The following is a 13630-nucleotide window of genomic DNA, read 5'->3' on the forward strand; positions in this document are numbered from 1 at the left end:
TTGATTTTCGTCTGCCCTACTCTCCTCTCATCTACCTTTATAGCATGATTCAATGCACGCTCATCGTCATCCGCACAAACAAACTGCACGAACAGGCCCGGTTCTATACCGCTTTGGGATTTGAATTTGAATATCACCAACATGGCAATGGACCTATGCATTACGCCAGCAAAGGAACGACACCTGTTTTAGAAATTTACCCGCTTTTAAAATCTCAAACGTCACCTGATGCAAGTACCAGGCTTGGCTTTTCAGTTGACAACCCCGCTCTTATAATGCAATCCATATTATCATCAGGTGGAACTATCGTAACACCGGGAGCGAACACCCCCTGGGGCTACACCGTCGTTGTTGCAGATCCCGACGGCAGAAAAATTGAGTTGGTCCAGTCTACCTATCCCGCTCCCTAAGCGGGAAATAATGTGATACAGCCCAGATAATTTTCTCCAGTGCTGCTGCCGGTAAATCGGGTGCTGTCTCAAATGTGGGCGCCTGCCCTTTCTCTCTTAATAACAAAAACTCATCTTCCTTGTAGCGTATACGCATATGAGCCGTGCCCTGCAACTTTCTCATATAGATAACAGCGCTATCAATTGTAATTTTGCGTCCCGTCATAAAAATTTCGCATTAGAGATATAGGAATGGGGTATATACGTGTAGTTTTGGTCTTAACATGCCTGAATTGAAACTACCCCAATTAAAATATTGTAGTTCACTCGAATATTCACAATAAAAACAAGCCTAATGTAAATCATTTTCTCAAATCTTGGGTGAACGCCCAATAAATATTTTACGCAATTGCATCAATTTGGCGCCACAAAATAATGGCTCCTGAACAGGCAAAAATATTAACCGTATTCGGCAATAATCTCCGGCAACTCCGGAAGGATAGGCAGCTTACATTGTTAGACCTGGAAGTGACCAGTGGTGTGAATCAGGGGGATATCTCAAGAATTGAGAACGGGAAGAAAAACCTGAGTTTTACAACACTTTTCAAATTAGCGAAAGGGTTGGATATGCATCCTTCACAATTGTTGCTGATCTCATTCCCTTAAGTATATTTAATTTTTTATTGAAGCGTAATAAATCGTCATAGGTAGCGATAATTCTATTAGGGGTAAATTACGTGAATGTTATCGCTCAATTTCATATCAGCCAGTCCAATCACCGCGCTTCAATCTTCCAATAAAGAATAGTAACATTTCTCTTACTAGTGCATTGCTTTTAAATTACCGCTCCATTTCATATCAGCCAGTCAAATCACCGCGCTTCAATCTTCCAATAAAGAATAGTAACATTTCTCTTACTAGTGCATTGCTTTTAAACTACCGCTCCATTTCATATCAGCCAGTCCAATCACCGCGCTTCAATCTTCCAATAAAGAATAGTAACATTTCTCTTACTAGTGCATTGCTTTTAAATTACCGCTCCATTTCATATCAGCCAATCAAATCACTGCACTTTAATTTTCAAATAAAGAAAACCTAATCACCAATACCATCTCATCAATGCCTGAATCTCAAAGGATTCATCGACCGCATCCAATCTCCGTCATGCAATTTCCGCTGGTGCAAAATAAACCCGATCACAATCAACACACCGGCAACACCCTCTGAAAATACAACCGCACTCACCCCTAACCTCTCTGCCAGGCTCCCCATCACCAAACTACCAATCGGCAACACACCCTGGTACGCCATGATGTAATAACTCAATGTCCTTGCCCTCATCTCAGATGATGCATGTGTCTGCAAATAAGTATTGATAGTAGAGTTCTGCACCATCAAACCCGCACCGGTAAAACCTGTTGCAATCAACGCTACCCACATATGAGAAGAAAAACCTAAACAAATAACTGCTACCGCAAATAAGATACTGGAGAATATAGTCAACTGATTCAGGTCCTTACCCGGTCTTAACATAGCCATGTAAATCGCACCAAACAACGCACCCAATCCCGCAGCACTTTCAAACCAGCTAAACGTTGTTGCATTCCCATTAAATACATCTTTTGCAATGGCTGGCAATAAGGTTGTATAAGGAATCACCAGCAGACTCGAAGCTGCCAGCATAAGTATCAATGAAGAAAGATCCGGTGATTCACGCAGGTAATCATACCCCTTTTTCAAATCAGCCCAGATGTTCTCTTCCGATTTTTCCTGCCGCACAACCTTCAGTTTCATCTGCAACAGGCAACCAATTACCACGAAGAAGCTAAGGAAGTTAATCAGGAAACAGATATCCTCACCAAATGCACTCAGTATAAAACCAGCAAATGCCGGCCCTACCAATCTCGCTGCGTTAAAGGCGGAAGAGTTCAGTGCAATCGCATTGGGCAGATCTTCTTTATTATCTACCAGGTCCACCATCAACGACTGGCGGGCTGTCGTATCAAACGTATTAATAATACCCTGGGCCAGACTCAGGGTAGCGATCATCATAATATTATAATAACTCAACCAGACAATAAGCGCCAGGATACCCGCCTGCACCATCAGCCCGATCTGGGTAATGAACACAACCTTGTATTTATCATGCCTGTCAATAAAGCTGCCCGCATAAGGCGCCAACACGAGGGAAGGGATTAAACTCAGGAAGGTCACCAGTCCTAATAAAAACGTAGAGCCCGTGATCCTGTACACTAACCAGCTAATAGCCACTCTTTGCATCCAGGTACCTATCAGTGAGATGGATTGACCCGTAAAGTGTAATCTGAAGTTCTTGTGTTTAAGTGAACGAAATATGGATGAATTGTAAATAAATGACCTAACTATCCTCATATGCTAAACTAAATTGATAAAGCTACTTTACAAAAATACAACTTTTTAGAGAACTAAACAGACTAAAACGTTAAAAACATCCTTAAAAAGGACCAAAATAGGGAACTTTAAGGGCAATATCAGGTATAAATCACCTAATAATGAGTTATTCCTCATCTTGAAGGAAATTCAAAAAAACTAAAGTACCTTTGCAAAATGTCTACAACCTATGAGGTAGCTGCCTCGTTGCGCAGCACCATCACCCGCCTCAACAGGCAACTGCGTAAGCAAAATATTTCATCTGCATTCTCCAATGCCGAACTACTCACTATGGGGTTACTCGACCAGCATGGCAGCATGCTTCCCTCCACCCTGGCAGACCTGGAACGCATCTCCGCCCAGGCTATCTCTCAGATTATCAACAGATTAGTTGAAGCCGGTGTCGTAGGCCGCACCGCCGACGAGTCCGATAAAAGAAAAGTACTCATCACACTCACCGAAGCCGGTAAAAAGCACCTCGACGAGAACCGCCGGATCAAGGAAGAATGGCTCATAAAGGCCATGGATCAACTCTTCTCCACCGAAGAGCTGACACTGATCGAAGCTTTCCTGCCACTGCTACAGCGCCTGGCCGAACACAACGGATAACGACCACTTAATAAGCAGCCCTATCCAAAAATAAAATTATAAACTTCCTATACGTTATAATATACTTATATTTGTAAAATCAATAGTTTAAATCAGAAATTACAGGCAATCAGATACTTTGGTGTCTAAATTGGCATGAGCTAGAGTCAGCTACTGCCAGATTGTAGTAAAAACAATGTTATTCCATCTGTTTCCGGGCTCCCCTGTACAGAAGATTAGCTTGATTATTTATCCGTCCTAGATCCTATGATGACTATGAAACATTTATTTACGCTTCTTCTATTATGCTCTTTGACCACCACTTCCATTCTGGCTCAGAATTACAAACAGGAGTTCGAAAAATTATGTGAACAGGGGGATACGGTTAAACAAAAGAAGTTGTTAGAAAAGTGGGAAAAAGGCCGTCCCAATGATGCAGAATTGTACATTGCCTACTTCAATTTCTACGTAAGCAGAAGTAAAACCGAAATTGTTACCAAAGTCCCTCACCCAGACGCCGACACAAAGCCCAAAGCCAAAAAACAAGCCGGTTATACCAGCGAAATTGGCTACCGGCCCGAACCCTTAGGCAGAGGATTCAAATACATCAACGCCGGTATAGCCAAATATCCCGACCGCCTCGATATGCGCTTCGGTAAAGTATATATGCTCGGTGAGACCTTTAAATACGCAGCCCTTACCCAGGAACTGGTCAACGTACTCAATTACTCCACCACCATTCAAAATAAATGGAAGTGGACTGATAATAAACCACTGGAAAAACCCGAAGAATTCATGCTCAGCGCCATCCAGGAATATGTAGCTACCATCTACAACTCCGGTAAAAGCCAGGCCGACAACATGAAAGAAATTGCCGAAACAGTACTGAAATACTATCCTAAACATGTGGAAAGCCTGTCAGATCTGGGTATCGTCTACACAATGAAAGGTGACCTGAATATGGCCCTCAGGTACTTCCTGAAAGCAACCGCTATCGAGCCGAAAGATTTCATCGTTCTCAACAACATCGCAAACATCTACAATAAAAAGAAAGACACCACCAATGCCGTGAAGTACTACGAACAGGCATTGAAATACGGAGACACCGAAGCGAAAGAACTCGCTAACAAAGAACTGAAAAGATTACAGAAGAAACCAGCTGCGACAACAACAACCGCTGCAAAAACAAAACCAGCTGCGACAACTAAAAAACCAGCCACCACGACCACAAACAAAAAGGCCCCTAAGAAAAAATCTTAAGGACCTTTCAATTTGTTTTACACGACGCTCTTTTACTTGATCGATTGTAAAAGATTGCAGAACTCTAACTTCTGATCCGATGTAAGGAACGAGTTAGCTATTGTTTCATTGATTAAATCGCTGGTAAGAGAGAATTCATCATAAAGATCATTCTGTTCAACACCGTACTTCTTAGCGGTGGAAAATCTTACGGCCATTAAGATCTCTTTTGAGGGAACCTTTTTTTCTACCAGCAACGGTCTGATGGAATACAACATTTCATTATTGGCAATCTCTAACTTCTTGATATAGTCAGTCTTGCCATGCTTTGAAAAGAAATGTCGTGTCATTAAAAAAACAATCAAGGAGGCCAAAACTCCGAAGATTGCTACGTAAACAGTGCTGTCTTGTAAGTGTATCATAGGTAAACTAAAAATGAGCGTATAAATACATTCAAAATATACGCAATGTATGGGTGATTAGTTTCTTAAAACCTATGCGCCAAACGAGATTTATATAGCGTTTTTTAATATTGTATAAACAACTTATTGTTTATCAACGTCTAACCAGTAGGGAGCTATTTTTTACCCTTCTGGAAGCTGAGTACATGTACTTATTCGGTAATTATCACACCCTACAAACGGGCAGGCTTATCCCCCATTTCTAATTCCAATGTACCCCCTGCCATCAACTCCGCATGTGTAAAGAACAACGCCTTCCGCTCCTTTCCATTCATCTTCACTCCCTGTACATACTTGTTTACTGCTGAACAATTGTGTGCCACCATCGTAAAATCCTTTCCATTCTCCAGGTGCACCACCACCTTACTAAACACAGGGCTGCCAATCGTATACACCGGCTCCCCCGCCGTGACAGGATAAAATCCCATGGATGAAAACACGACAAATGCACTCATACCGCCACCATCTTCATCTCCTGGTATCCCAAACTCATTGTCCTTAAACCATATATCCAGCAACGATCGTATCATCCTTTGGGTCTTCCAGCCCTGCCCTACATAATTATATAAGTAAGGAATATGAAATCCCGGCTCATTTCCCATCGAATACTGCCCTATCAACCCCGTCGCATCCGGAAACTTCGCCCAGAACTGGTACCGCTGTCTGCCCAGCACGGCATGGAACAACGTATCCAACCGATGCGCAAATGCACGCGGCCCTCCCATCAATCCAATCAATGCCGGAATATCCTGCGCTACCTGCCACTGATACGTCCAGCCATTATTTTCATCGTAATAATCCCGGCCCCCGGCACCACCATCCCATCCCGGATCTATATCTATCCATTGCCCCTTCTCATCTTTCGGCATAAAAAAATGCTTCTCCTCATTCCATACATTCATATATGCTTTGGCCCGGGCCCCAAAAAATACCGCATCACTGTCATGCCTCAATTCCTTCGCCAGTTGCCCCAGCGCCCAATCATCATAACTATGCCCCAATGTCACGGCTACTGACTGTCTTTTCTCAAACGTATCCACTTCTGCCACCGTTTCTTTCTCACCCGGATGTAATGCCGGGTAATATCCATGCTGTGCATAAAATACATCCAACGACGTTAGTATGCCATTTCTCCATGGCAGCATCGTAGCCTGCAATGCATTCTTCTTCATCCCTTCGTAGGCTTTCTCCATATCCGCAATATGCAATCCCTTCCTATATGCATCTAAAAATATAATCGTTGAATGAAATCCGTTCATACACGCGTGATCCCCGAATAACCGCGGGAACTGCGGCATCCAGCCGCTCTGCTCATACATCCGTACATAAGATGCCAGCATATCTTCCTCCTGGTGCGGATGCAGGATCATCCGCAACGGATGCAATGCCTGGTAAGTATCCCACGCAGCATCATCTACATAAAAAGGTCGTACATCTGCATGCACCTGTTTATCAAAACCACTGTAATAAGCGCCCTCCTCGCTGATATTTACCATGCGCTCATGACTACGATACAGCGCAGTGAAAAATGCACGACGCTGCGCCACTGTGCCACCTTCTACCGTTACCTGGTTCATCACCCGGTGCCATGCAGCCTCCGCTGTCTTCCTGATCTCTGCAAATCCCTTTCCCGCCAGTTCCTGTTCAAAACTCACCTTCGCTGCTGCCACACTGATATATGAAATCGCATATTTTAAAGAAACGATACTATCCTTAAACGTCAGTGCCGCATCGTAAGGACTATCAAACTGTCCATACAGATACACCTTTGTATCTCCATGATACAAACTCGTCCCGGTGATCTCTCCATTCCCGTTCAGCACCCAGTTATCCACAGGAGATAACAACAAGCGATGTGCAGCATGTGCAGGATATGTAAACCTGTACATGCCACATTTTCTACCTGGTGCATATTCTACCTGGATCTGATCTTCCACCAGCCAGTTGCGATAATACCACGGATGTATTTCTTCTGATTCATGATCATACAATTGTTTTCGCTCCCATCGCGTACTATCTGTCACCGGCTTGATACAAAACACCTCGCCTGCATTGTGCCCCACTACCTGTAAGGGAAAGGCTGTGATCTCATCATCGGTATAATCTTTTCTTAAAGGATATACCCTGATCATTTGGTTAGGCCGGTGTAATTGTGGTCTTGTGGGCTGTAGTAATGGGGAAATATTACCAATTGTCGGGTCAATATAATTTTCATTTCCCGCTGGTGCTGCCGGGCGACAGCAACACAGCCATAAAAGTGGAATAAGTACCGCAGGTCGCACAAATATTTATTGAAGTAATAAAACAAAAAAGAGGTGTCTCAAAAGTAATTTTTACCCGGTTGTATCCGGGTACCTGATGCACGATATTTCGTATAAACGATGCCCGATACGTTCAGATTACTTTTGAGACCACCTCCGGTTTTCACAGGATAGCAGGAATTATTTTAAGCTAATGACCGCCATTACAGGAAAGTGATCTGAAGGTTCCCTTGCAGTGTACTTTTCCAGCCCAACTTCTTTAGGGAAGTTGCCTGCATCAGTTTTAGCTGCATCCGCATCTTTGCTGCGATAAGAATCTGTCAGGATACCATACTTCTGTACTTTGAACTGTTTGGTCAGGAAGATGTGATCAATACGGCTGTTCGTCATACTATTAGACTTGAATGCATTGAACGTACCGTTCAGCGCATAGCGAACAGCAGTGGTTTCATAGGCATCTTTCAGTAAGCCGGAGGTATTGATCAGCTGGTAAGATTCACTGTTCTGATCTACGTTGAAATCACCCGTCAGGATAGTTGGCGTCGTACCTGCCATTGTCCTGATCTTCTCCATCACAAGCTTTGCACTTTCTGCTCTGGCTACCACACCCACATGATCCATGTGAAGATTGAAGAAGAAAAAGGTGAAGCCGGTTTTCACTTCCCTGAACTTACCCCATGAGCAAATTCTTGGCAGCACCGCATCCCATCCTTTGTTTGGCTTATCAGTCACTGTAGACATCCAGAAATCTCCCTTTTCCAGCAGTTTAAATTTAGCGGTGTTATAGAAGATAGCAGAATGTTCTCCTTTATCTTTTCCATCATCACGACCTACTCCGATGTAAGCATAACCCGGCAGGCTTTCTTTGATATTCTCCAGCTGATCTTTCAGACACTCCTGTGTACCGAAAATATCAAACCCATGAAATTGTATCAACGAAGCTATCACCGGATAACGTTGTTGCCATCCATCACCACGCTCCACATCACCATTGTCATGGTTGTTGTTGCGCATGTTGTAAGTGCCTACCGTAAATTGCTGCGCCATTACAGCCGTGGTCATTACGGCAAAGCCAACCATCATTAAGAACCATTTTTTCATCTGCATCTATTTTATGAAATATTAATTACAAATTCTCCCATCCAGGATTCTGCACAAGTTTGTTGTTCAGCTGCAGCTCTGTATATGGTAATGGATACAGGTAGCGGAAGTCTGCCCACTTCACCCGCGCAATGTTATCCAGCCACTTGATCTCTCCATAAGTACCATGCGATAACTGTGTAGGATTGGTTACACCATTCACGGTTGGTGCTACGCTGATGTAAGTCACCCCCTTCACCTGGTTGGCTGGCAGCGTCTGATAGAAACATACATCCATTACACCATCACCGTTCAGGTCCATAGGTACATCCAATGCCGGTACATACATACCATTCCATTGCTGCACCAGCAGTTCACCATCATTCCATCTTACCAGGTCATAGAAACGGAAACCTTCCAATACCAGTTCTATACCACGCTCTCTCCTGATCTCCAGGATAGTCGCATCGGTAGGATCGCCTGCTTTGTTGAAATAGTTAGTCGTTAGATACGGATCAGCTACGGTTGGTTTTGCTGCAGTTCCACTGGTAATACCAGCTCTTGCCCTGAGTGCACCTACTGTCGCTGCCCAATCGGCATCCGTCAGTGTACCCAGTTCAGCTTTGGCTTCCGCATAGTTCAGCAGTATTTCTGCATAACGCATGATACAAATGGAATTCGTATTGTTACTCCCGCCATCATAATAGGTGTCATCCAGACTCCATTTTTTAGGCATATAACCGGTGTAAGTATAAGAAAATACCGGTGGAGCAGCAACAGTTTTTCCATTATCGGTACGGGTATAACTACCCATGCGAATAGTCTGTGACAAACGCTGATCCCTGTTCTTTGTTTCTTCTGCAAATGGCTTGGTATCATACCCGGCTACATTCGTAAATGGCGTACCATCAATATTCAGGTAAGTATTGATGAACTTACGCGTTAAGCTGAGCCGCACACCATAAGTAGCACTGGTATAATACCAGTTGGCATCGTTGAATACAGACAGGGTACTGCTTGCAACGTTTGCCAGCATCACCTCCGATGCTACCGGTGCTGCGCTGATAAACAGCTGGCGATAAGAACCACTGGTACCACCTGACTGATTCAGGCTATAGCCACCCTGGTCCATTACTACCTTAGCAGCATCTGCCGCTGCCTGCAGTAAAGCAGGCGCATCTGCCGTCATACCCAGCGATGTGTGGTACTTCCTGTAGGTGCCTTCGAACAGGCATATGCGGGATTTCAGGCCATAAGCAGTATACTTCGTGATCTGGCTGGAAGTTGCGTCTGTCCCCAAAGTGATATTAGCACAGGCATAATCCAGGTCTGCAATAATGGAGTCCATTACCAGCTTGCGGCTGTCACGCGCTGCATACAGTGCGCTATCGGCTATGCCCATTGGGGTACCGATCCAGGGCACATCACCATACCTTTTTATTTTATCAAAGTAGAACCACGCACGGAAGAAACGCGCCAGCGCATTATAATTATTCCGAATGGTAGCCGATACCGCCGGGTTGTTGTTATTAGCCAGGAAATAGTTGATGTTACGCAGTTTGGTCCATTTCCAGTTATCAATCTCTGCCTGCACACGGGAGTTGTAAGCACCGTCGCGCAGGAAATCAGGAACAGCATTGACTGCACTATAGTCTGCCATCGCATCTCCCCTGAATACATCGCCCATAGCAGGCAATACATCATAGAATGAAGTGGCATATAATTTCAGACCGGCTTCGTTACCGAAAATCGCATCTTTGTCCGCAGTAGATACAGGACGCTGATCAAGTTGTTTTGAACAGCTGCCTGCCAGTACCCACAACACCAGGGCCATCGAGGTCCATTTCAACCGGGTAATATATGTTTGCATTGTTGCTCGTTTTAAATTTTACAGGGTAATGTTTAAACCTAAGGTGAAGCTCTTCAGGATTGGATAGTTGTTACCGTTACCCGCGTTATCCGTAGGGTTCGGGTTGGTGATCATGTCGGAACGACCAATGCTCTCCACATCCAGATCTTTGGTAACCTTGTAGAGCGGAGACCAGGAGAACAGGTTCTCGCCTGACAGGTAGATTTTCGCTGCCTGCAGTTTCGCTCTTGAGACCAGCGACTTAGGCAGGTTATAACCCACCTGGATATTCTTCATACGCAGGTATCTTACGTTCTGTAAATACTTTGTCTGCTTCGCATACAGTTCACCGGAACCATTCTGCGCTACATAACCACGATAGCGTGGGAAGTAAGTATTCGGATTCTCTGCTGACCAGATCTTACCTACCTGTGACTTCGGCATGTAGTTGTATGGTCTGTTATACTGACCCCAGAATACATCGTTCTCGTTACCAGGCCACCAGTCCTGTTTACCTACACCCTGGAAGAATACACCAAAGAAGAAGTTGTTCCAGTCAGCATTTACACCTACACCATAAGTATAACGGGGCGTTGAATTACCGATCACTTTCATATCGCCTGGGTTACCCACCGTGTTTGTACCATTGTTGATCACACCATCTCCATTCAGGTCTTTGAACTTAATATCACCTGGCAACCACTGACCACTGGTGGAAGCTTTGAACAGCGCCTGTGATGCAGCAGCCTGACCTACGTTGTCAGCTGTCCAGTAACCATCATTCACATAACCCCAGATCTCACCCACCTTCTGACCCGCATAGTAGTCAGTCAGCTTGCTGTTGGTATTGTTATATTTAGTGATAGTCGCTGAGTAGTCAGCAAGATTGGCATTGATGGAATAATGAAGTGGCTTTTCAGCTACGTTGAACTGATCTCTCCAGGTCAGGGAAATTTCCCACCCTTTTGTTTTCAGGTCGGCATAGTTACCTTTTGGTACATCAGTACCAAATACAGCAGGCAGTGTCTGACCTACGGTAAACATGTCGGTTGTCACACGGGTATACATATCACCACTGAAAGTGAGGTGATCATTCAGGGCTGACAGGTCCAGACCAATGTTACGGGTCGTAGAAGTTTCCCAGGTCAGGCCATTGGGAATAACAGAAGGCTGACCCGTTTGCTGTGGTCTGACACCATTGATCACGCGACCGCTCTGGGTGATCGCAAATTTCTCCTGGAATGCATAGGAATTGATATTACCATTACCCAGTGAACCCCATGAACCACGTACTTTCAGGTCAGAGATCGCTTTGGCAGGTACCTTCCAGAATGCTTCCTTCGACACTCTCCAGCCACCGGATACAGACGGGAAGAATGCATAACGCTGGTTGGCCGGGAACTTAGAGCTACCATCATAACGACCATTTACTTCTAACAGGTAACGCTCTTTAAAGGCATAGTTCAAACGGAAGAACTCACCCTGGATCGCCCATTTCTCGTAACCACCGGCAGTAGCGATATTACTACCCAATGCCAGGTTCATATCATTGGCATCACTATAGATCAAACCATTTCTGGTGAGCGAGAAACCGCTACCGGTAGACTGCTCATAGTTCACACCCGCCATTGCCTTGAAGTAATGGTCAGGACCAATGTTAGTTTCGTATTCCGCATACAGGTTTGTAGCCAGGTATTTGGTAGATGAATCTGCATTCATCAGGTCATTATAGCCTGTACCCACATAGGCTGTTACACCTGGTGCTGCACTGTAAGGCACCTGTACTCTTCTTCTTTTCTGATCGTCTGTGATGTTTTGCCAGGTCAGGTTACCAATGATACGCAGCTTGTTTTTATATACATTGGCATTAAATCCGGTAGTATTCCTGAACATCTGCCTGGCCAGGTTGATACCATTTTTACCATAATAGAAATCACCTACTGTATAAGCAGCAGAATAAGTAAGTGTACCATCAGGGTTCAACAACATGGAAGTGGGATGCGCCTCATCTGCCATGTTTCTGAAGATACCGCCACCTTCACCTACGTTCAGCGGGTTATGGTAAGAACGGTTAGCATATTCTGTATTATTATATACCTGCAGCCATGGCGTCAGTTGAATAGTACCCTTAGCGCGCATGTTATACATTTTATAGTCATCAGAATTAAAACGGAAGAGACCGTCCTGACCATAATAACGACCTGTAATATAATAGGAAGCCTTTCCACTGCTACCGGAAACAGACAGATTCTGGTCCATCGCCGCGGTGTGGTTCTTATATAACAGGTCATACCAATCAGTATTACCATAATATACATAGTTACCATTTGCATCCACTTCGGCTTTAGGCAGCGCAGGATTATCATTATGTTCCTTCAGCGCCTGCAGGTAAGCGGCTGAGAACTTCTGGGTTTTGTTGATATTCTGTGGAGTCTGTGCATAATCATTCCATGCAGACCATGCATCATTGAAACCACTGGCATATTGGTAACCGTTAGATACCATGTCAGGAACAGTGGTCGGTTTCTTGCTGGAATAATTGGATGAGTAGGTCACCGTCACTTTATCCTTAGTAGGTGTCTTCGTCGTGATGAGCACAACACCAAAGGCAGCTCTCGCACCATACACGGCAGCAGACGATGCATCTTTCAATACAGAAATACTTGCTACATCAGAAGGATTCAGCATACTTGGATCGCCTTCTACCCCATCGATCAGTACCAATGCATTACCACCCTGGCCAATCGAGGTCGTACCGCGGATGTTATAGGCAGGCGACTGGATAGGTTTACCATCGCCCATAGTGAGGTTCAGGTTAGGGATCACACCTTGCAGCCCCTGGCTGAGGTTGGGAATAGGACGGTTTTCCAGCACCTTACCGGTCACCTGTGTAACAGCACCTGTCAGGTTTACTTTTTTCTGTGTACCATAACCCACCACAACGACGTCATTGAGGGACGACACATTGCTTTTCATCTTTACACGAACATCAGCCTGTGCAGTTACTGGCACTGTGTCGGACAAAAAGCCGATTGAACTGATCACCAAAGTTGGATTTTCTGTTGCATTCAGACTGAATTGACCTTTCTCGTCAGTACCAGTTCCGATAGCAGTGCCCAGTACTTTTACTGTTGCACCAATAATCGGTTGCCCGCTTTCGTCAGTCACCCGGCCTTTCACAATACGCGACTGTGCATATGTGTTCAGCACGCAACATGTAAATAGAAGGATGCATAACCATCTTTTCATGAGGAGTAATTTTTTTTGTACTGCAAAAGAAGTTTCGGAAGGTGAACAGGGCGGTTAATTAGGGATTAACGCGGGCATTAATCGAAAAAAATTATGATTCTCAGG

At 44.6% G+C, this 13630-nt stretch carries 11 protein-coding genes; 4 read left to right on the plus strand and 7 right to left on the minus strand.

The features are described from left to right. Positions 1-44: 44 nt before the first annotated feature. A complete protein-coding gene (locus ABDW33_RS25565) occupies positions 45-410 on the plus strand; it encodes a VOC family protein (protein WP_343692944.1) in 366 nt (121 codons plus the stop codon). On the opposite strand, the gene ABDW33_RS25570 is transcribed toward ABDW33_RS25565, so the two are convergent. Beyond that, positions 391-615, minus strand: a complete 225-nt coding sequence (locus tag ABDW33_RS25570; RefSeq protein ID WP_343692945.1) for a hypothetical protein — start codon at positions 613-615, stop codon at positions 391-393. The genes ABDW33_RS25565 and ABDW33_RS25570 overlap by 20 nt on opposite strands. A 209-nt stretch (positions 616-824) precedes the next feature. Here ABDW33_RS25570 and ABDW33_RS25575 point away from each other — a divergent pair, with 209 nt between their 5' ends. Then, on the plus strand, positions 825-1055 hold the full coding sequence (locus ABDW33_RS25575; RefSeq protein ID WP_343692946.1) for a helix-turn-helix transcriptional regulator: 231 nt from the start codon (positions 825-827) through the stop codon (positions 1053-1055). 450 nt (positions 1056-1505) lie between these two features. Here ABDW33_RS25575 and ABDW33_RS25580 read toward each other — a convergent pair whose 3' ends face one another. Then, positions 1506-2780: an MFS transporter gene (locus ABDW33_RS25580; protein WP_343692947.1), complete on the minus strand. Its 1275-nt coding sequence runs from the start codon at positions 2778-2780 to the stop codon at positions 1506-1508. Positions 2781-2975: 195 nt separating this feature from the next. Here ABDW33_RS25580 and ABDW33_RS25585 point away from each other — a divergent pair, with 195 nt between their 5' ends. Then, positions 2976-3407, plus strand: a complete 432-nt coding sequence (locus ABDW33_RS25585; protein ID WP_343692948.1) for a MarR family transcriptional regulator — start codon at positions 2976-2978, stop codon at positions 3405-3407. Positions 3408-3662: 255 nt separating this feature from the next. Then, positions 3663-4646 (plus strand): tetratricopeptide repeat protein, encoded by a 984-nt coding sequence (locus ABDW33_RS25590; protein ID WP_343692949.1) that lies wholly within the window; start codon positions 3663-3665, stop codon positions 4644-4646. 32 nt (positions 4647-4678) lie between these two features. Here the strand turns inward: ABDW33_RS25590 and ABDW33_RS25595 are convergent, their stop codons facing one another. The 5 genes from ABDW33_RS25595 to ABDW33_RS25615 all read right to left on the minus strand — a co-directional run bounded on the left by ABDW33_RS25595 (position 4679) and on the right by ABDW33_RS25615 (position 13525). Beyond that, a complete protein-coding gene (locus tag ABDW33_RS25595) occupies positions 4679-4975 on the minus strand; it encodes a hypothetical protein (RefSeq protein WP_343692950.1) in 297 nt (98 codons plus the stop codon). Between the two features lie 284 nt (positions 4976-5259). Further along, entirely contained in the window at positions 5260-7368 is a 2109-nt protein-coding gene (locus tag ABDW33_RS25600) for a GH92 family glycosyl hydrolase (RefSeq protein ID WP_343692951.1), read from the minus strand. 159 nt (positions 7369-7527) lie between these two features. After that, entirely contained in the window at positions 7528-8448 is a 921-nt protein-coding gene (locus ABDW33_RS25605; protein ID WP_343692952.1) for an endonuclease/exonuclease/phosphatase family protein, read from the minus strand. 25 nt (positions 8449-8473) lie between these two features. After that, complete coding sequence (locus ABDW33_RS25610) at positions 8474-10297, minus strand: RagB/SusD family nutrient uptake outer membrane protein (protein WP_343692953.1); 1824 nt, start codon at positions 10295-10297, stop codon at positions 8474-8476. Between the two features lie 18 nt (positions 10298-10315). Beyond that, positions 10316-13525 (minus strand): TonB-dependent receptor, encoded by a 3210-nt coding sequence (locus ABDW33_RS25615; RefSeq protein WP_343692954.1) that lies wholly within the window; start codon positions 13523-13525, stop codon positions 10316-10318. Between the last annotated feature and the right edge of the window lie 105 nt (positions 13526-13630).

This window comes from Chitinophaga sp., assembly GCF_039596155.1.
Taxonomy (GTDB): Bacteria; Bacteroidota; Bacteroidia; order Chitinophagales; family Chitinophagaceae; genus Chitinophaga.

What these genes read in the sequence shown, in the direction of transcription:
- ABDW33_RS25565 (WP_343692944.1), top strand. Translation starts at nt 45, where the DNA reads ATGATTCAATGCACGCTCATCGTCATCCGCACAAACAAACTGCACGAA.
- ABDW33_RS25570 (WP_343692945.1), bottom strand. Translation starts at nt 615, where the DNA reads ATGACGGGACGCAAAATTACAATTGATAGCGCTGTTATCTATATGAGA.
- ABDW33_RS25575 (WP_343692946.1), top strand. Translation starts at nt 825, where the DNA reads ATGGCTCCTGAACAGGCAAAAATATTAACCGTATTCGGCAATAATCTC.
- ABDW33_RS25580 (WP_343692947.1), bottom strand. Translation starts at nt 2,780, where the DNA reads ATGAGGATAGTTAGGTCATTTATTTACAATTCATCCATATTTCGTTCA.
- ABDW33_RS25585 (WP_343692948.1), top strand. Translation starts at nt 2,976, where the DNA reads ATGTCTACAACCTATGAGGTAGCTGCCTCGTTGCGCAGCACCATCACC.
- ABDW33_RS25590 (WP_343692949.1), top strand. Translation starts at nt 3,663, where the DNA reads ATGAAACATTTATTTACGCTTCTTCTATTATGCTCTTTGACCACCACT.
- ABDW33_RS25595 (WP_343692950.1), bottom strand. Translation starts at nt 4,975, where the DNA reads ATGACACGACATTTCTTTTCAAAGCATGGCAAGACTGACTATATCAAG.
- ABDW33_RS25605 (WP_343692952.1), bottom strand. Translation starts at nt 8,448, where the DNA reads ATGAAAAAATGGTTCTTAATGATGGTTGGCTTTGCCGTAATGACCACG.
- ABDW33_RS25610 (WP_343692953.1), bottom strand. Translation starts at nt 10,297, where the DNA reads ATGCAAACATATATTACCCGGTTGAAATGGACCTCGATGGCCCTGGTG.
- ABDW33_RS25615 (WP_343692954.1), bottom strand. Translation starts at nt 13,525, where the DNA reads ATGAAAAGATGGTTATGCATCCTTCTATTTACATGTTGCGTGCTGAAC.